The 17634-nt window shown below is 53.1% G+C and carries 15 protein-coding genes; 7 read left to right on the top strand and 8 right to left on the bottom strand.

The window, feature by feature from the left end:
* Positions 1-153: 153 nt before the first annotated feature.
* Positions 154-1977, bottom strand: coding sequence for a ribosome-dependent GTPase TypA (gene typA / locus AC22LX_RS23360; RefSeq protein ID WP_045378776.1), 1824 nt, complete (start codon positions 1975-1977; stop codon positions 154-156).
* A 376-nt stretch (positions 1978-2353) separates the two neighbouring features.
* On the opposite strand from typA, the gene glnA reads away from it, so the two are divergent.
* The 3 genes from glnA (at position 2354) to glnG (ending at position 6419) form a co-directional block, all read left to right on the top strand.
* Entirely contained in the window at positions 2354-3763 is a 1410-nt protein-coding gene (glnA, locus tag AC22LX_RS23355; RefSeq protein WP_015368971.1) for a glutamate--ammonia ligase, read from the top strand.
* Positions 3764-3951: 188 nt separating this feature from the next.
* A complete protein-coding gene (glnL, locus tag AC22LX_RS23350) occupies positions 3952-5001 on the top strand; it encodes a nitrogen regulation protein NR(II) (protein WP_015368972.1) in 1050 nt (349 codons plus the stop codon).
* Positions 5002-5009: 8 nt separating this feature from the next.
* Positions 5010-6419, top strand: coding sequence for a nitrogen regulation protein NR(I) (gene glnG, locus AC22LX_RS23345; RefSeq protein ID WP_015368973.1), 1410 nt, complete (start codon positions 5010-5012; stop codon positions 6417-6419).
* 54 nt (positions 6420-6473) lie between these two features.
* Here the strand turns inward: glnG and hemN are convergent, their stop codons facing one another.
* The gene (gene hemN / locus AC22LX_RS23340) at positions 6474-7847 is read right to left on the bottom strand and encodes an oxygen-independent coproporphyrinogen III oxidase (RefSeq protein WP_049061662.1); all 1374 of its coding nucleotides are present in this window, start codon (positions 7845-7847) and stop codon (positions 6474-6476) included.
* A gap of 188 nt (positions 7848-8035) precedes the next feature.
* Positions 8036-8542, bottom strand: a complete 507-nt coding sequence (gene yihI / locus AC22LX_RS23335) for a Der GTPase-activating protein YihI (protein ID WP_045395254.1) — start codon at positions 8540-8542, stop codon at positions 8036-8038.
* A gap of 581 nt (positions 8543-9123) precedes the next feature.
* On the opposite strand from yihI, the gene yihA reads away from it, so the two are divergent.
* Positions 9124-9756 carry a ribosome biogenesis GTP-binding protein YihA/YsxC gene (gene yihA / locus AC22LX_RS23330; protein WP_045395252.1) on the top strand — a complete coding sequence of 211 codons (633 nt, stop codon included), beginning with the start codon at positions 9124-9126 and terminating at the stop codon, positions 9754-9756.
* 134 nt (positions 9757-9890) lie between these two features.
* Here yihA and spfP read toward each other — a convergent pair whose 3' ends face one another.
* Both spfP and polA read right to left on the bottom strand, forming a co-directional pair.
* Complete coding sequence (spfP, locus tag AC22LX_RS23325) at positions 9891-9938, bottom strand: small protein SpfP (protein WP_071892919.1); 48 nt, start codon at positions 9936-9938, stop codon at positions 9891-9893.
* 165 nt (positions 9939-10103) lie between these two features.
* Positions 10104-12884: a DNA polymerase I gene (gene polA, locus AC22LX_RS23320; protein ID WP_049060478.1), complete on the bottom strand. Its 2781-nt coding sequence runs from the start codon at positions 12882-12884 to the stop codon at positions 10104-10106.
* A 396-nt stretch (positions 12885-13280) separates the two neighbouring features.
* Here polA and yihG point away from each other — a divergent pair, with 396 nt between their 5' ends.
* On the top strand, positions 13281-14183 hold the full coding sequence (gene yihG, locus AC22LX_RS23315) for a 1-acylglycerol-3-phosphate O-acyltransferase, YihG family (RefSeq protein ID WP_045395247.1): 903 nt from the start codon (positions 13281-13283) through the stop codon (positions 14181-14183).
* A gap of 44 nt (positions 14184-14227) precedes the next feature.
* On the opposite strand, the gene dsbA is transcribed toward yihG, so the two are convergent.
* The 3 genes from dsbA to AC22LX_RS23300 form a co-directional block, all read right to left on the bottom strand.
* Positions 14228-14851: a thiol:disulfide interchange protein DsbA gene (dsbA, locus tag AC22LX_RS23310; protein ID WP_045395245.1), complete on the bottom strand. Its 624-nt coding sequence runs from the start codon at positions 14849-14851 to the stop codon at positions 14228-14230.
* Between the two features lie 26 nt (positions 14852-14877).
* On the bottom strand, positions 14878-15864 hold the full coding sequence (locus AC22LX_RS23305) for a serine/threonine protein kinase (RefSeq protein ID WP_045395243.1): 987 nt from the start codon (positions 15862-15864) through the stop codon (positions 14878-14880).
* Between the two features lie 75 nt (positions 15865-15939).
* Positions 15940-16209 (bottom strand): YihD family protein, encoded by a 270-nt coding sequence (locus AC22LX_RS23300; protein WP_015368982.1) that lies wholly within the window; start codon positions 16207-16209, stop codon positions 15940-15942.
* A 71-nt stretch (positions 16210-16280) separates the two neighbouring features.
* On the opposite strand from AC22LX_RS23300, the gene mobA reads away from it, so the two are divergent.
* Positions 16281-16862 carry a molybdenum cofactor guanylyltransferase MobA gene (gene mobA, locus AC22LX_RS23295; RefSeq protein WP_047078394.1) on the top strand — a complete coding sequence of 194 codons (582 nt, stop codon included), beginning with the start codon at positions 16281-16283 and terminating at the stop codon, positions 16860-16862.
* The gene (mobB, locus tag AC22LX_RS23290; protein WP_049059986.1) at positions 16859-17368 is read left to right on the top strand and encodes a molybdopterin-guanine dinucleotide biosynthesis protein MobB; all 510 of its coding nucleotides are present in this window, start codon (positions 16859-16861) and stop codon (positions 17366-17368) included. The genes mobA and mobB overlap by 4 nt, the downstream gene beginning before the upstream one ends.
* Positions 17369-17634: the final 266 nt, after the last annotated feature.

The raw sequence follows: 17634 nt of genomic DNA, 5'->3' as shown, positions 1-17634 counted from the left end.
AAAGAAAGCAATTGCTGTCGCAAGCTTTAAGAATAATTGTGACCGAGCTCTCTCCCGGAGCGACACTGGCGCCGCCCAGGTGATAAGCATGAGGAACAGGCATAAAAAAACCCCGCCGGAGAGGCGAGGTTTGAAGGGTAGCAAGAAGGGTAATTACTCTTCTTTTGCACCGCGCATAGCGCGTTTACGGTCGTTCTCGGTCAGGTGACGTTTACGGATACGGATAGACGTCGGAGTAACTTCTACCAGTTCGTCGTCATCGATGAACTCCAGAGCCTGCTCCAGGGTCATCTTAACCGGCGGAACCAGAACCGTTGCTTCGTCAGTACCGGACGCACGCATGTTAGTCAGTTTCTTACCGGTCAGGCAGTTTACCGTCAGGTCATTAGAACGGCTGTGAATACCGATAATTTGACCTTCGTAAACTTCAGCGCCGTGGCCGAGGAACAGCTTACCGCGATCCTGCAGGCCGAACAGTGCGAACGCAACCGCTTTACCCTGACCGTTAGAGATCAGTACGCCGTTGTTACGCTGGCCCACTTCGCCCGGACGAACGTCGTCGTAGTGGCTGAAGGTGGAGTACAGCAGACCGGTACCGGAAGTCATGGTCATGAACTCTGAACGGAAGCCGATCAGACCACGGCTTGGGATCACGTAGTCGAGACGTACGCGGCCTTTGCCGTCTGGATTCATGTTTTTCAGGTCGCCTTTACGCTCACCCAGCGCCTGCATGACAGAACCCTGGTGCTGCTCTTCGACGTCCAGCGTCACGTTCTCGAACGGCTCTTGTTTACGGCCATCGATTTCGCGGAAGATAACTTTCGGACGGGAAACCGCCATCTCGAAACCTTCACGACGCATGTTTTCAATCAGAACGGACAGGTGCAGTTCACCACGACCAGAAACGCGGAACGCATCGGCGTCTTCGGTTTCTTCAACGCGCAGCGCAACGTTGTGCACCAGCTCTTTGTTCAGACGGTCCAGGATCTGGCGAGAGGTAACGAACTTACCTTCTTTACCGCAGAACGGAGAGGTGTTGACGTTGAAGAACATAGATACGGTCGGCTCATCAACAGACAGCGCCGGCAGCGCTTCGACGTTCTGCGGGTCGCAGATGGTGTCGGAGATGTTCAGCTCGCCCAGACCGGTGATCGCGATGATGTCGCCAGCTTCGGCTACGTCGCTCTCGATACGCTCGAGACCCAGGTGAGTCAGTACTTTACCAACTTTACCGTTGCGGGTTTTCCCTTCGCTATCGATGATAGTGATCTGCTGGTTCGGCTTCACTTTACCGCGCTTGATGCGACCAATGCCGATTACGCCAACGTAGTTGTTGTAGTCGAGCTGGGAGATTTGCATCTGCAGCGGACCGTCAAGGTCAACGTCCGGCGCCGGTACACGGTCAACAATCGCCTGGTACAGCGGGGTCATGTCGTCAGCCATGTCTTCGTGGTCCAGACCCGCGATACCGTTCAGCGCGGAAGCGTAAACGATCGGGAAGTCCAGCTGTTCGTCGGTCGCGTCGAGGTTAACGAACAGGTCGAATACCTGGTCGACAACCCAATCCGGACGCGCGCCCGGACGGTCAACTTTGTTGATGACCACGATCGGCTTCAGACCGTGAGCAAACGCTTTTTTGGTAACAAAGCGCGTCTGCGGCATCGGGCCATCAAAGGCATCAACCACCAGCAGCACAGAGTCAACCATGGACATAACACGCTCAACTTCACCTCCGAAGTCGGCGTGCCCTGGGGTATCAACGATGTTGATACGGTAATCATTCCATTTGATTGCAGTGTTTTTAGCGAGGATGGTAATCCCACGCTCTTTCTCCAAATCGTTGGAGTCCATCACACGTTCTTGTGCTTCAGTACGTGCGTCGAACGTACCGGATTGCTGTAGCAGCTTATCAACCAGGGTAGTTTTACCATGGTCGACGTGCGCGATGATGGCGATATTACGCAGATTTTCGATCACAACTTTGCCTCAGGCATTAGAAATAGCGCGTTATTGTACACGTATTAAGCGAAGGACTGAACAGGATCACAAAGATCCTCCGCAAACAAGTATTGCAGAGTTTGTTTGTGATCGCTTTCACGGAGCGATAAAAGGGCACCGTAATAAAAATTGCACCAAAATGGTGCTCAATGTTCACATCGAGGCACTATTTTGGTGCATTATCTCCATCATGGTGCAGTCCTTTTGCACTATGGTGCGCATGATACAGCGTTTTACCGTACTTTTAAAAGTTGGCACAGATTTCGCTTTATATTTTTTAAGGCAACAACGCCACTTTTAAGTAGTAAGAAGTTCGTTACCACGACGACAATGACCAATCCGGGAGAGTTTAAGTATGTCCGCTGAACACGTTTTGACGATGCTGAACGAGCACGAAGTGAAGTTTGTCGATCTGCGCTTCACCGATACCAAAGGTAAAGAACAGCACGTCACGATTCCTTCCCATCAGGTAAATGCCGAATTCTTTGAAGAAGGCAAAATGTTTGATGGCTCCTCGATTGGCGGTTGGAAAGGTATTAACGAATCCGACATGGTCCTGATGCCGGATGCCACCACGGCGCTGATCGACCCGTTCTACGAAGAACCTACGCTGATCATCCGCTGCGATATCCTGGAACCAGGCACCCTGCAGGGCTACGACCGCGACCCGCGCTCTATCGCCAAGCGCGCTGAAGAATACCTGCGCGCCACCGGCATCGCCGACACCGTTCTGTTCGGGCCGGAACCAGAATTCTTCCTGTTCGATGACATCCGCTTTGGCGCATCCATCTCTGGTTCCCACGTAGCCATTGACGATATCGAAGGCGCATGGAACTCTTCTACCAAATACGAAGGCGGCAACAAAGGCCACCGTCCGGGCGTGAAAGGCGGTTACTTCCCGGTTCCGCCGGTAGACTCCTCTCAGGACATCCGTTCTACCATGTGTATGATCATGGAAGAGATGGGCCTGGTTGTTGAAGCTCACCACCACGAAGTGGCAACTGCAGGTCAGAACGAAATCGCCACCCGCTTCAACACCATGACCAAAAAAGCGGACGAAATTCAGATCTACAAATACGTTGTACACAACGTCGCTCACCGTTTCGGTAAAACCGCGACCTTCATGCCAAAACCAATGTTTGGCGATAACGGTTCCGGCATGCACTGCCACATGTCCCTGTCCAAGAACGGCGTAAACCTGTTCTCCGGCGACAAATACGCGGGCCTGTCTGAGCAAGCGCTGCACTACATCGGCGGCGTTATCAAGCACGCTAAAGCGATCAACGCCCTGGCGAACCCGACCACCAACTCCTACAAGCGTCTGGTCCCGGGTTACGAAGCGCCGGTCATGCTGGCTTACTCCGCCCGTAACCGCTCTGCTTCCATCCGTATTCCAGTGGTCGCCTCTCCGAAAGCGCGTCGTATCGAAGTACGCTTCCCGGACCCGGCTGCCAACCCGTACCTGTGCTTTGCCGCGCTGCTGATGGCCGGCCTCGACGGTATTAAAAACAAAATCCATCCTGGCGATGCGATGGACAAAAACCTGTACGATCTGCCGCCGGAAGAAGCGAAAGAAATCCCGCAGGTTGCCGGTTCTCTGGAAGAAGCCCTGCAGGCTCTGGATGCAGACCGCGAGTTCCTGACCGCAGGCGGCGTCTTCACTGACGAAGCTATCGATGCTTACATCGCCCTGCGCATTGAAGAAAACGACCGCGTACGTATGACTCCGCACCCGGTTGAGTTCGAACTGTACTACAGCGTCTGATTTTGCTGTAAATCCATGGTGTTCCCGTGTTGTGGCACGGGATACCAGGGATGTTTTGTTGCCGTGGAAACTTTCAGCCCATCTCAGGATGGGCTTTTTTCACCAGCAACACGCTGATCTCTCGCGCTTTTTACCAATAAAAAGCTATACTGCACTAAAATAGTGCAACCATTTCAGGAGACTGTCAGATGGCAACAGGCACACAGCCCGATGCTGGGCAGATCCTCAACTCGCTGATCCACAGTATCTTATTAGTCGATGACGACCTCGCGGTGCATTATGCCAACCCGGCAGCCCAGCAGTTACTGGCGCAAAGCTCGCGTAAATTATTCGGTACGCCGCTGCCAGAATTGCTGAGCTACTTTTCGTTAAACATTGGCCTGATGCAGGAGAGCCTGCAGGCGGGTCAGGGCTTCACGGATAACGAAGTGACGCTGGTGATTGACGGCCGCTCGCACATTCTCTCCCTCACCGCTCAGCGCCTGCCTGAAGGCTATATCCTGCTTGAGATGTCGCCGATGGATAATCAGCGTCGTTTGAGCCAGGAACAGCTGCAGCATGCTCAGCAGGTGGCGGCGCGCGATTTAGTGCGCGGTCTGGCGCATGAGATTAAAAACCCGCTCGGCGGCCTGCGCGGCGCGGCGCAGCTATTGAGTAAAGCGCTACCGGACCCCGCGCTGATGGAATATACCCAGGTGATTATTGAACAGGCCGACAGGTTACGTAATCTGGTCGATCGCCTGCTGGGGCCGCAGCATCCCGGTATGCACATCACGGAAAGCATTCATAAAGTCGCGGAGCGCGTGGTGGCGCTGGTCTCCATGGAGCTGCCGGATAACGTCAAATTGATCCGCGATTACGACCCGAGCCTGCCTGAGCTGGCCCACGACCCGGAACAAATCGAGCAAGTGCTGCTGAATATCGTGCGCAACGCGCTGCAGGCCCTGGGGCCCGAGGGCGGTGAAATCATCCTGCGCACCCGAACCGCCTTTCAGCTCACGCTCCACGGCGTACGTTACCGTCTGGCGGCGCGTATCGACGTGGAAGATAACGGGCCCGGTATCCCGCCCCATCTGCAGGATACGCTGTTTTACCCCATGGTTAGCGGCCGCGAAGGCGGTACCGGTCTTGGGCTTTCCATCGCCCGCAGTCTTATCGATCAGCACTCCGGCAAAATTGAATTTACCAGTTGGCCAGGCCATACCGAGTTCTCGGTATACCTGCCTATTCGGAAATAGAGGTGTTTATGCAACGAGGGATAGCCTGGGTAGTCGATGACGATAGCTCCATCCGTTGGGTGCTTGAACGCGCACTCACCGGAGCGGGTTTAAGCTGCACCACGTTTGAGAGCGGCAATGAGGTGCTTGATGCCCTCACTACCAAAACGCCGGACGTTTTACTTTCCGACATTCGCATGCCTGGGATGGACGGCCTGGCGCTGTTAAAGCAGATTAAACAACGCCATCCGATGCTTCCGGTCATCATTATGACCGCGCACTCGGATCTCGATGCCGCCGTCAGCGCCTATCAGCAGGGGGCCTTTGATTACCTGCCGAAACCTTTTGATATCGATGAGGCTGTCGCGCTGGTTGACCGTGCGATTAGCCATTATCAGGAGCAGCAGCAGCCGCGTAATACGCCGGTCAGCAGCCCGACGGCCGATATTATTGGCGAAGCGCCGGCGATGCAGGATGTGTTTCGCATCATTGGCCGACTGTCACGCTCCTCAATCAGCGTACTGATCAACGGCGAATCAGGTACCGGTAAAGAGCTGGTCGCCCACGCGCTGCATCGCCACAGTCCACGCGCCAAATCGCCGTTTATCGCCCTTAACATGGCGGCCATTCCGAAAGATTTGATTGAATCGGAGCTGTTCGGCCATGAAAAAGGAGCTTTTACCGGCGCCAATACCGTCCGTCAGGGGCGTTTTGAGCAGGCCGATGGCGGTACGCTGTTCCTTGATGAAATTGGCGATATGCCGCTGGATGTTCAGACGCGACTGCTGCGCGTGCTGGCTGACGGTCAATTTTATCGCGTTGGCGGTTATGCGCCGGTGAAAGTCGATGTGCGGATTATTGCCGCTACCCACCAGAACCTTGAGCTACGCGTGCAGGAAGGAAAATTCCGTGAAGATTTGTTCCATCGCCTGAACGTGATTCGCGTACATTTGCCGCCGCTGCGCGAACGCCGGGAAGATATTCCGCGCCTGGCGCGCCACTTCCTGCAGATTGCCGCCCGCGAACTGGGCGTCGAAGCCAAGCAGCTGCATCCGGAAACGGAAGCGGCGCTGACGCGGTTGGCCTGGCCCGGTAACGTACGACAGCTGGAGAACACCTGTCGCTGGCTAACGGTGATGGCAGCAGGCCAGGAGGTATTGACCCAGGATCTGCCGTCTGAGCTGTTCGAAACGTCGATTCCCGATAGCCCAACGCAGATCCAACCGGATAGCTGGGCGACGCTGCTGGGGCAATGGGCTGACCGTGCCCTGCGTTCCGGTCATCAAAACCTGCTATCAGAAGCGCAGCCGGAGATGGAGCGTGCATTGCTCACCACCGCGCTGCGTCATACGCAAGGGCATAAGCAGGAAGCCGCTCGCCTGCTGGGCTGGGGGCGAAATACGTTAACACGGAAGCTAAAAGAGCTGGGAATGGAATAACACCGGTCTTAGCGACGAAATGAACGCCCGGTGAGCTGGCTCACCGGGATTCGCTTAAATAACGCGAGAGAACTGCTGCAGGCGCGCTTTCTGCCGCAGATAGGCATCGAAGCACATACAGATGTTACGAATCAACAGACGGCCTTTTGCCGTGACCTGTATTCCTTTTTCATCCACATCCACCAGCCCGTCTTTCGCCAGCGGCGCCAGCAATTTCATATCTTCGGCAAAGTAATCGTTGAAGATAAGATCCCACTGCGCTTCAACCGCCGCGAACTCAAGACGGAAGTTGCAAATCAGGGCCTTAATGACATCCCGGCGGATACAATCATCGCGGGTTAACGCAATACCCCGCCACAGCGCGGTACCGCTTTCATCGACCTGTTGGTAATACTGTTTCAGCTCTTTCTGGTTCTGCGCGTAGCAGTCGCCAATCATACTGATCGCCGACACGCCCATTCCGAGCAGATCGGTATCGCCCTGGGTGGTGTATCCCTGGAAGTTGCGGTGCAGCACGCCTTCGCGCTGGGCAATCGCCAGTTCATCGTCCGGCCGGGCAAAGTGGTCCATGCCGATAAACTGATAGCCAGCGTCGGTAAGCGAAGCGATGGTTTCCTGCAGGATATCCAGTTTCTGCTCTGCGCTCGGTAAATCCGCGTCTTTAATTTTGCGCTGCGCAGCGAATAACGTTGGCAGATGCGCGTAGTTAAAGACGCTCAGACGGTCCGGGTTGAGTTCAGCCACTTTCTGCAGCGTGAAGGCAAAGCTTTCCGGCGTTTGCTTCGGCAGACCGTAAATCAAATCGATGTTGGTCGATGTGAAGCCAATCTCACGCGCATGACGCAGCAGCGCAAAGATGAATTCTTCATCTTGTTCACGGTTCACCAGGCGCTGTACTTCTTTATTGAAATCCTGCACCCCCATGCTCAGACGGTTGAACCCTGCGGATCGTAAATGATCCAGTACATCCAGTTCGATTTCACGCGGATCGACCTCAATTGAGATTTCCGCATCGGCGTTGAAGTTAAAGTGGTCGCGCAGCAGATTCATCAAGCGGCTGATTTGCGCTTTGTTGAGATAGGTTGGCGTACCGCCGCCCCAGTGCAGCTGGCTAACCTGACGGCCGGCAAAAAGCGGCGCGCGGTGAATAATTTCCTGCTCAAGGACATCAAGATACTGATCGGCCTTATGCTGCTGACGGGTGACAATCTTATTACAGCCGCAGAAATAGCAGAGCTTATGGCAGAACGGGATATGGACGTACAGCGACAGCGGGCGCTGCGGGTAGCGGGCGACGGCGGCGGCAAAATCAGCAGCGCCGAACGCCGGAGAAAACTCCAGCGCGGTGGGATACGAGGTATATCGCGGCCCGGAATAGTTATATTTCTGGATAAGGGCCAGATCCCAGTCGATTAACTGCTCAGACATGCTCACTCCTTCCGATGATGCCGCCGACGGGTACGTCGTGCCGGCCCAACCGCACCTCGGGTCATGAGCCGGTTGCGCAGCCATTTTTGACGCCGCGACAACCGTCTTAGTTTAACGAATAACCACAGCAGATAACATATAACCAGAAGGGTTATAAGCAGGACCGGGAATCCGATGGGATGCAAACGTTAGTTTCCACCCTTCAGCAGACGCATCATATCTTCCTGACGCTCTTCTTCTTCCTCGTCCTCGTCGTCATCATAGGAGAGGCCAAGCTGCTGCATCAGCGCGTCAATACGATCCAGTTTGGCATCGACCCAGGCCTGCTCTTCAGCATTCAGGGTACCGCCCTCTTCCAGACGTTCCAGCAGCGCGTCCAGGCGCTCATCATTCTCCAGCAAATCCAGCTCAGCCTGCGGTGAAAGCATAGGTTTCTCGCTCTTCGGTTTGTGCTGCTTAACGGCCGGGGTGCTTTCAGTCACGCCCAGCGGGATCGGTTTTTTGCTGCCAATACGTGGGTCCTGCTGCTGGCTGCGACCTTTGCTTGCTGAAGCAGCATCGCCGCCGCTGGCGCGGCTGCCTGCGGCATGGCCGCGGTGTTTTTTCTGACGTTTACGGTCGCGTGCTTCCTGGTTCAACTCTTCACGCGACTTACCACGTGCTTTACCGCGCGATGCGGATGCCGGTTTTTTCATGATGTGTGATCTTCAGACAGTTTTCTTCAGTATAGAATTGAGGCGGAATCTAGCAGAAAGCAAGCAAAGAAAAAAGGCGACAGATTAATCTGTCGCCTTTTTCCGCACTCACAACCCTTAACGGGTTTCCACTTTCCATGTCAGCTATCGACTTACCCTGTCTTTCCCTTAGCTTCCAACGGTCCTTGTTCTATCCCTTTCCCTTTTAAAACGTCTCCAGACGTTTGTCATCCTGACAATCCTGGTCTTCGCCTCCTGGCGCTCCTGACCCCTCGTCCTGAGTCGTAATCCTCTGGCTTCCTCGCCTTTGCCCACTACTTTACCGTTTTGCCGGAAATCGACAACCACCTGTAGGATGAAAAGATAGCTTAAGGATGTGGAGTTTCCTGTAACAGCATGATTTAACGGTGATCTATGAATTTGACGTCAGGTTTTTCTCACAAATTTCGTATAGTCCTTATGGGCAATATCTCACAAAGCGTATGGTTTTTACTTACAGTAACGGCGTGCGGTAAAAACAGCCTTTTTCTGCCTTTCAGGTATAATCCCCGCCATAGCCTGATTTTACGGAGACGACAGTCTTGACCAACTGGAATTATCAACAGACGCATTTCGTTACGAGCGCGCCTGATATCCGCCATCTTCCATCCGATACCGGAATCGAAGTGGCATTCGCTGGCCGCTCAAATGCGGGCAAATCCAGCGCCCTTAATACGCTGACTAACCAGAAAAGCCTGGCGCGTACGTCAAAAACGCCGGGTCGTACCCAGCTTATCAACCTGTTTGAGGTTGCGGAAGGTAAACGCCTGGTCGACTTGCCGGGTTATGGCTACGCGCAGGTGCCGGAAGAGATGAAAATCAAATGGCAGAAAGCGCTGGGTGAGTATCTTGAAAAACGTCTGTGCCTGAAAGGCCTGGTGGTATTGATGGATATTCGTCATCCGCTGAAAGATCTCGATCAGCAGATGATCGAGTGGGCGGTAGAAAGCGATATTCAGGTGCTGGTGCTGCTAACCAAAGCCGATAAGCTCGCCAGCGGCGCGCGTAAAGCGCAGGTCAATATGGTGCGTGAAGCGGTACTGGCCTTCAATGGCGATATCCAGGTTGAACCTTTCTCTTCGCTGAAAAAATCTGGCGTGGATAAGTTGCGTCAGAAGCTGGATAGCTGGTTTAACGAAATCCCGCCGCAAGAAGCCGCCGAAGACGCAGAGTAACCCCCGCTTTTTCCGGATAATGGCGCCCAGCGCCCTATCCGGACGTTCATTTTGCGCTGTTGTCAGCACGTAAAACTTTTCTTTCGCGCAATAAAAAACGCCCCGGTCATAAATGACCGGGGCGGCTAAAATATTCAGCCAAATCCGATTACGTGAAGTAAAAGGTCTGAAAGATAGAACATCTTACCTCTGTACCCTACGCGAATAACTTTACTCTTCTTTCGGTTATGGATAAAGCACTTTTTGTAGTTTTTTTTCACTATTTACATAACAAATTCAAATGACCATCACAAAAATCTATAAGTTATGTTGCTTACTTACAAAAAAGAGCCTTACAGATTGCCCACTTAGTGCGCTTGATCCCAGTTTTCGCCGCTACCGACTTCCACTAATAACGGCACGGCCAGGGTGGTACTGTTTTCCATTAACTCATGCACCTTCTTCGATACGCTGTCCAGATCGTCTTTGTGCACTTCAAACACCAGTTCATCGTGCACCTGCATGATCATCCGCACGCGCGGTTTTTCGCTCAGCAGCCAGTCATCAACGGCAATCATCGCCCGCTTAATAATATCCGCCGCCGTTCCCTGCATCGGAGCGTTGATAGCCGCTCGTTCCGCGCCCGCGCGGCGGGCGCCATTGCTGGATTTGATATCCGGCAGGTACAGACGGCGCCCTTCCAGCGTTTCGACATAGCCCTGCTCTTTCGCCTGCGCGCGGGTACGTTCCATATAGTCCAGTACGCCCGGATAGCGCTCGAAATAGAGGTCCATATACTTCTGCGCTTCTTTACGCGGAATATTCAGCTGACGCGCCAGCCCAAATGCGCTCATGCCGTAAATCAGGCCGAAGTTAATCGCCTTAGCGCTACGGCGCTGTTCATTACTGACGCTTTCCAGCGGTAGGCCAAACACCTCTGCCGCGGTGGCGCGGTGAATATCCTTACCTTCCGCAAAAGCCTTCAGCAGCCCTTCATCGCGCGACAGGTGCGCCATGATGCGCAGCTCAATCTGCGAATAGTCGGCAGACACAATCAGGTAATCCTCAGGCGCAATAAACGCCTGACGAATGCGGCGACCTTCGTCATTACGCACCGGAATGTTCTGCAGGTTAGGATCGGTCGAAGAGAGCCGCCCGGTCGCCGTTACCGCCTGATGATACGAGGTATGAACACGGCCGGTTTTTGGGTTAATCATCAGCGGCAGCTTATCGGTATAAGTCGATTTCAGCTTCGCCAGCCCGCGATACTCGAGGATCACCTTCGGCAGCGGATAATCCAGCGCCAGTTCCTCCAGCACCTCTTCAGAAGTCGACGGCGCGCCGCCTGGCGTTTTCTTCAGCGGCTTGATGCCCTGCTTTTCAAACAGGATGGTTTGTAACTGTTTGGTAGAAGAGAGGTTGAACTCCTCACCGGCAATCTCATGGGCGCGTTGTTCCAGCTCAACCAGACGCTTCGCGATCTCCTGCGAATGCGCATGTAGCACCGCCGGATCGATCTTCACGCCGTTGCGCTCAACCCGCGACAGCACCGGCACCAGCGGCATCTCGATATTTTTAAAGATATTCAGCGGGCCTTCATGCTGCTGCAGCTGCGGCCACATTTTCAGATGCAGTTGCAGCGTCACGTCAGCATCCTCCGCGGCGTAACGACCGGCCTCTTCCAGGGCGATCTGATTGAAGGTAAGCTGATTTTTTCCCTTACCGGCAATCTCTTCAAAGGTGATAGTTTTGTGTTTCAACCAGCGATCGGACAGGCTATCCATATCATGTCGACCCGCGACGCTGTCGAGGGTGTAGGATTCCAGCATGGTGTCGAAAGCAATACCACGCAGTTCAATGTCGTAGTTGGCCAGGATGCCGCGATCGTACTTCAGGTTTTGCCCTACTTTTAGCACCTTGTCATCTTCCAGCAGCGGCTTGAGCAGCTCCAGCACGCGTTCACGTGGGATCTGATCCGGCGCGTCGAGATAATCATGGGCCACCGGCACATAAGCCGCGACGCCAGGCTCAATCGCGAATGACAGACCAACCATATTGGCGGAAATGTTATCGAGGCTATCCGTTTCGGTATCAAAAGCGAATAGCGGCGCTTTCTTCAGTTTGGCAATCCATTCAACCAGCGTCGCTTCATCCAGGATCGTCACATAGTGCTCGGCAGAGAGCGTCGCGGCGGCCTCTTCTTCCACAATCACCGCAGCTTCAGCTGGTTTCGCCGCTGGTTTAGCGCCTTTCCCCTGTAGCCATTTGCCGGATTCGACATCGGTGATCCAACGTTTGAATTCATATTGCTTAAACAACGCCAGCAGCTCATCTGCCGCCGGCTGCGCAACTAACAGCTCTTCGCAGCCGAGATCCAGCTCCACATCGGTTTTTATTGTGGCGAGTTGATAAGAGAGGTAGGCCACCTCTTTGTTCTGCTCCAGCTTCGCCGCCATCGTTTTCGCGCCGCGGAAGGTCAGCCCGGCGATTTTTTCTGGTTCCGCATAGAGCGCATCCAGACCACCCAATCCCTGCAGTAGCGCCTGCGCCGTTTTTTCCCCAACGCCCGGGACGCCAGGTATGTTATCTGAGGAGTCGCCCATCAGCGCCAGGAAATCAATAATCAGTTCCGGCGGTACGCCGTACTTATTCACGACCTCTTCCGGGCCGAGAATAGTGTTGGTCATGGTGTTGATTAAGGTAATGCCCGGTGTCACCAGCTGAGCCATATCTTTATCGCCGGTGCTGATCAGTACCGGACGGCCCACTTTTTCCGCTTCGCGAGCCAGTGTGCCGATAACGTCATCCGCTTCAACGCCAGGCACCGCCATCAGCGGCAGCCCCATCGCCTTCACCATCTTGTGCAGAGGTTCGATCTGCGCGCGTAGATCGTCCGGCATCGGCGGACGATGTGATTTGTAGTGCTCAAACAATTCGTCACGGAAGGTTTTCCCTTTGGCATCAAATACCACGACGGCATGCGTCGGCTGATACTGCAGGATCAGGCTACGCAGCATATTCAGCACGCCGTACATTGCGCCGGTAGGCTCCCCTGCGCTATTGGTTAGCGGCGGGAAGGCGTGGTAAGCCCGGTATAGATAAGAGGAGCCGTCGACGAGGATGAGAGGGTTTTCTGGGATCTGAACCATAATTTCCGTGCCTGTTTATCAGATTATGGGTAAAGGATGCCACAGACGGGCATGAAATCCTGAATTTTTCCCGCATTTAGCCGAAAAGATTCATCGCAGAGGTGAATCGCTGCACAATATTATCTGTGGATAACTTTGTGCATAGTTTTATCGCCTCAGCCAAAAAAGCCTAAACCATGTAACAAAGAATCTTATAAATCATTATATATCAATGCATTAATTATGCACCCAAGGCTATATATGCTTCATGATGACTCAATGTTCCATGTGGATATAAGATTCGCGTTTTTTTCTGTTCTGGTAAGACCCGTTATTTGCCGCGTTTTCTGGTAAAATCAGCCCCTTGCGCGGTTTAAGAACGTTCTTTGCCGGCCTAACTTTCTGAATAAACTAACTATGTCGAGATTTCTCGCTGCGATAACACTCCCGCTGAGTATCGCCCTTACCATCTTAGTCACCATTATCTGTTCCGTGCCGATTATCATCGCCGGGCTGATTAAACTGCTGGTACCTATCCCGGCGGTTTGGCGTTCTATTTCTGTTTTTTGCAATTTCATGATGTATTGCTGGTGCGAAGGACTGGCGCTGCTGCTGCATCTCAACCCATGGTTGAAATGGGATGTTCAGGGGCTGGAAGGGCTGAATAAAAAGAACTGGTATCTGCTTATCAGCAATCATCACAGCTGGGCGGATATCGTGGTACTTTGCGTCCTGTTTCGCAAACATATCCCAATGAATAAGTATTTTCTCAAGCAGCAGTTGGCCTGGGTACCGTTTATCGGCCTGGCCTGCTGGGCGCTTGATATGCCTTTTATGCGCCGTTATTCGCGCGGCTACTTACTGCGCCATCCGGAACGCCGCGGTAAAGACGTCGAAACGACTCGCCGCTCATGTGAAAAATTCCGTTCTCATCCGACTACCATCGTCAATTTCGTCGAAGGCTCAAGGTTTACCGCAGAAAAGAAGCGCGAGACGCGCTCGCCTTACCACAACCTACTGCCGCCTAAAGCTGCGGGCATAGCAATGGCGTTAAACGTCCTCGGCGCACAGTTCGATAAGCTACTGAACGTTACGCTGTGCTATCCGGACAATAATACCAGGCCGTTTTACGATATGTTAAGCGGTCGCCTGACGCGTATCGTGGTACGTATTAATCTGGTGCCGATTGGCGAGGAATTACACGGTGATTACGTCAATGATAAAAACTTTAAGCGTGGTTTCCAGCGCTGGCTGAATGGGCTTTGGGAAGAAAAAGATCGTCAGCTCACTGACATTATGCAGGGTAACGAAAAGTCGTAACTATTTAGTCGATAAAAAAAGCCGGTCAGTGACCGGCATTTTTTTTATTTCTTTTCAACCAGTTGTTTCACAGTATCTGCGTACTGAGAAACAAACGCGTCCATGTTGCTGGTATCCATACCCTGCGGGTTCAGCTGGTATTTACCATTAACAAACATCGCCGGAACGCCCTGCAGCTGTAAATCGGCTGCGGCTTTCTCTTGCTGTGCGACCAGAGACTTCACCACAAAGCTGTTCCATGCCGCGTCGTAATCTTCACCTTTAACGCCCGCATCAACGAAGACTTTACGGATGTCAGCAGTGGACTGAACGGTTTGAGTTTTCTGTACCGCTTCAAACATCGGCGCGGTAATTTTATCTTCAACGCCCAGCGCGATCGCCACAGCCCACGCTTGGGTCAGGTCTTTACCCAACGGGCCCAGGAATTCAACGTGATACTTGGTCATTTTGGTGCCTTCCGGCAGTTTCTGACGTACGTTGTCGGAAACGTGCAGCACTTCTTCAAACTGATAGCAGTGCGGGCAGTAGAATGAGAAGAACTCAAGGACCTGAGGTTCGCCTGCAACCGGCTTATCAAGGGTGGTGTACTGCTTGCCGTCGGTGATCTGGGCAGCGGATGCACTGAAAGCCAGAATCATACCAGCCAGCGCCAGCCAAATTTTTTTCATGATTATTTCTCTCCTGATATATCACATTAATACATTGGCGTTAACTGAAGAGGGGGTTCCTGCAGAACCTTCACCTGCTCAAGAAATGTTGCAGTCTGCCCGCGCCAATAATCTTCCCCGGTTAACCATGGGAAATTTATAGGGAAAGCAGGATCGTCCCAACGCCTGAGCAGCCACGCCAGATAATAAACTAAACGCATGGCGCGTAAAGGTTCGATGAGAGCGATTTCGTCCGTGTTGAAGGGACTGAATTCTTCATAGGCCTCAATGATGGTCTCCAGCTGCATGCGCTGTTCGGCTTTATCGCCATTCAGCAGCATCCAGAGATCCTGTACTGCCGGGCCGGTGCGGGCATCATCTAAATCAACAAACAGCGGCCCATCGCGCCACAGGATATTGCCGGCGTGGCAGTCGCCATGCAGACGAAGCGTATCCGCACGCCCGTGCCACTGCGACCGGACGGCATCGATGAGTTTATCAGCCGCACCCAGGAAATCAGCCTTCAGGCCAGATGGAATAAGCGTCGCCTGTTCAAATACCTGGCGTGGTTCCAACAGATATTCTTGTACGCCAATTTCCGGACGCGCATTAAAACGCTGCTTACGACCGGTCTGGTGCAGGCGGCCAAGATAGCGCCCGACCCATTCTATTTGGTCAAGATTATCTGCTTCGAACTGGCGGCCGCCGAGGCTTGGGAAGACGGCAAAGAAGAATCCCTGATGTTGATGTAGCGTGCTGTCGTTAAATAAGAGCGGCGCGGCAACGGGCACTTCATCCTCTACGAGCTGAAGCGCAAACTGGTGTTCTTCGAGGATCTGTTCTGCAGACCAGCGTTCAGGACGATAGAACTTCACCACGTAGCGGCGGCGATCTTCGTCCTGAAACTGGTAAACACGGTTCTCATAGCTATTAAGCGGAGTCAGACCGGAGTCGACCCGCATTCCCAGATCGAATAATCCATCAATGATGGTATCCGGGTGAAGCGTCTGAAAAGTAAAAGCCTTATCGTGCATCCTGACATCCGATAATCGTACGAATGCTTCAGGATATCATCTCGTAGCCGGTTTCGCGGCAGCACTTACAACCTTTTACTCTTTAATAACACCGCGCGCACGTAGTAGTGCGGTTTTGAAATCCTCTTCATAATCTTTCTGTATACCTGGGATGACGGCCTCTTTCGATGAATCACGCATCTTCAGGTGATAAATCAGAATATCATCAGAAAGATCGGCCAGTTCACCTTTGTAACCTGCTTCAGCCGCCAGTTTCTGCAAGAATTGCATCAGGTTCAGTTCAGGTTCTTTTTGCCAGGCAGGCTGGAGAAGCTCAATTACTTCATTCAGGCGTTTACATTTCATAGTAATGCTCCTTACTCTTGATAGGGACAAGTTAACAGGGTCAATCCCACAATGAAAGAGGCGATATTAATATGCAAAGCGAGGCAATAACCGGCGTCGTGCTGGCGGGTGGAAGAGCTACGCGCATGGGCGGTGTGGATAAGGGATTGCAGCTGCTGAATGGTCGTCCTCTCTGGCGTCACGTTGCGGATACATTAGAGCCGCAGGTAGCAAGGTTAGTGATTAGCGCTAACCGTCATCTTGAGCGCTGGCATGCCAGCGGATATCCGGTATATCGCGATACGCAGAATGATTACCCAGGTCCACTGGCCGGAATGCTTGCCGTTATGCAGCAGGTAGATAGCCCCTGGTTTGTTTTTTGCCCCTGCGACACGCCGTTCATCCCCTCTTTTCTGGTCGAGCGTTTTGTACAACAGAAAGCCTCGTCATCGGTGGTTTGGGCACACGATGGCGAGCGCGATCATCCCGCCGTTGCATTAGTTCATCGTCAAATCATCCCGGAACTGGAGACTTATCTTGCTCATGGAGAACGCCGGGTGATGGTCTTTATGCGCCAGGTAGGTGGGCGCCCGGTGAATTTCAGCGATGTGAAATCAGCATTCATCAATGTGAATACGCTGGATGAGTTGCAGCAAATGCAGGAGCCATCATGATCCCCTTACTAGCGATCGCCGCATGGAGCGGTACCGGGAAAACAACATTATTAAAGCGTCTTATTCCTGAACTCTGCGCCAAAGGGTTGCGGCCGGGGTTGATTAAGCACACTCATCACGATATGGATGTCGATAAGCCGGGCAAGGATAGTTATGAGTTGCGTAAAGCTGGCGCTTCACAAACCATTGTCGCCAGTAAGCAGCGCTGGGCGCTGATGACAGAAACCCCAGATGAGGCTGAATTAGACCTTCAATGGCTGGTAAGTAGAATGGATTCGAACAAGTCGGATTTTGTTTTGGTGGAGGGTTTTAAGCATGAACCTGTGCCGAAGATCCTTCTTTTCCGGCAAAACAGCGGACATCGTGTAGAAGAGTTGGTGATTGATGAACATACGATCGCCGTGGCCAGCGATGTGCCCATCGCGACGTCACTTCCGCTGTTGGATTTAAATAATATCCCACAGATCGCGACGTTTATTGCGAGTTGGTTAGAAAAGCAATCGTAGTTTAGAGATAGGATGTTTTCCCGGAGGCGGTGTAGCCCGGGGAAGGAGCGGTAAGCGCAGCGCCACCGGGGAAGATAGCGGCGCGTCTGGCCATAAAACACCAAAACAAAAGGCCCGGTCTTCCGACTGAGCCTTTGTTTACGTTGATATGGCAGCGGCTTTCCCCGGAGGCGGTGCTGCGCACCTTTTCCGGGCTACGGGTTGGTAGCCCCGGTAAGCGCAGCGCCACCGGGGGAGCTATACGCCACACAGCAAAAAACCCCGCA

It is taken from the genome of Klebsiella sp. PK01 (genome assembly GCF_057624675.1).
This window is presented reverse-complemented; position numbering and strand designations above follow the sequence as displayed.

What these genes read in the sequence shown, in the direction of transcription:
- glnA (WP_015368971.1), top strand. Translation starts at nt 2,354, where the DNA reads ATGTCCGCTGAACACGTTTTGACGATGCTGAACGAGCACGAAGTGAAG.
- glnL (WP_015368972.1), top strand. Translation starts at nt 3,952, where the DNA reads ATGGCAACAGGCACACAGCCCGATGCTGGGCAGATCCTCAACTCGCTG.
- glnG (WP_015368973.1), top strand. Translation starts at nt 5,010, where the DNA reads ATGCAACGAGGGATAGCCTGGGTAGTCGATGACGATAGCTCCATCCGT.
- hemN (WP_049061662.1), bottom strand. Translation starts at nt 7,847, where the DNA reads ATGTCTGAGCAGTTAATCGACTGGGATCTGGCCCTTATCCAGAAATAT.
- yihI (WP_045395254.1), bottom strand. Translation starts at nt 8,542, where the DNA reads ATGAAAAAACCGGCATCCGCATCGCGCGGTAAAGCACGTGGTAAGTCG.
- polA (WP_049060478.1), bottom strand. Translation starts at nt 12,884, where the DNA reads ATGGTTCAGATCCCAGAAAACCCTCTCATCCTCGTCGACGGCTCCTCT.
- yihG (WP_045395247.1), top strand. Translation starts at nt 13,281, where the DNA reads ATGTCGAGATTTCTCGCTGCGATAACACTCCCGCTGAGTATCGCCCTT.
- dsbA (WP_045395245.1), bottom strand. Translation starts at nt 14,851, where the DNA reads ATGAAAAAAATTTGGCTGGCGCTGGCTGGTATGATTCTGGCTTTCAGT.
- AC22LX_RS23305 (WP_045395243.1), bottom strand. Translation starts at nt 15,864, where the DNA reads ATGCACGATAAGGCTTTTACTTTTCAGACGCTTCACCCGGATACCATC.
- AC22LX_RS23300 (WP_015368982.1), bottom strand. Translation starts at nt 16,209, where the DNA reads ATGAAATGTAAACGCCTGAATGAAGTAATTGAGCTTCTCCAGCCTGCC.
- mobA (WP_047078394.1), top strand. Translation starts at nt 16,281, where the DNA reads ATGCAAAGCGAGGCAATAACCGGCGTCGTGCTGGCGGGTGGAAGAGCT.
- mobB (WP_049059986.1), top strand. Translation starts at nt 16,859, where the DNA reads ATGATCCCCTTACTAGCGATCGCCGCATGGAGCGGTACCGGGAAAACA.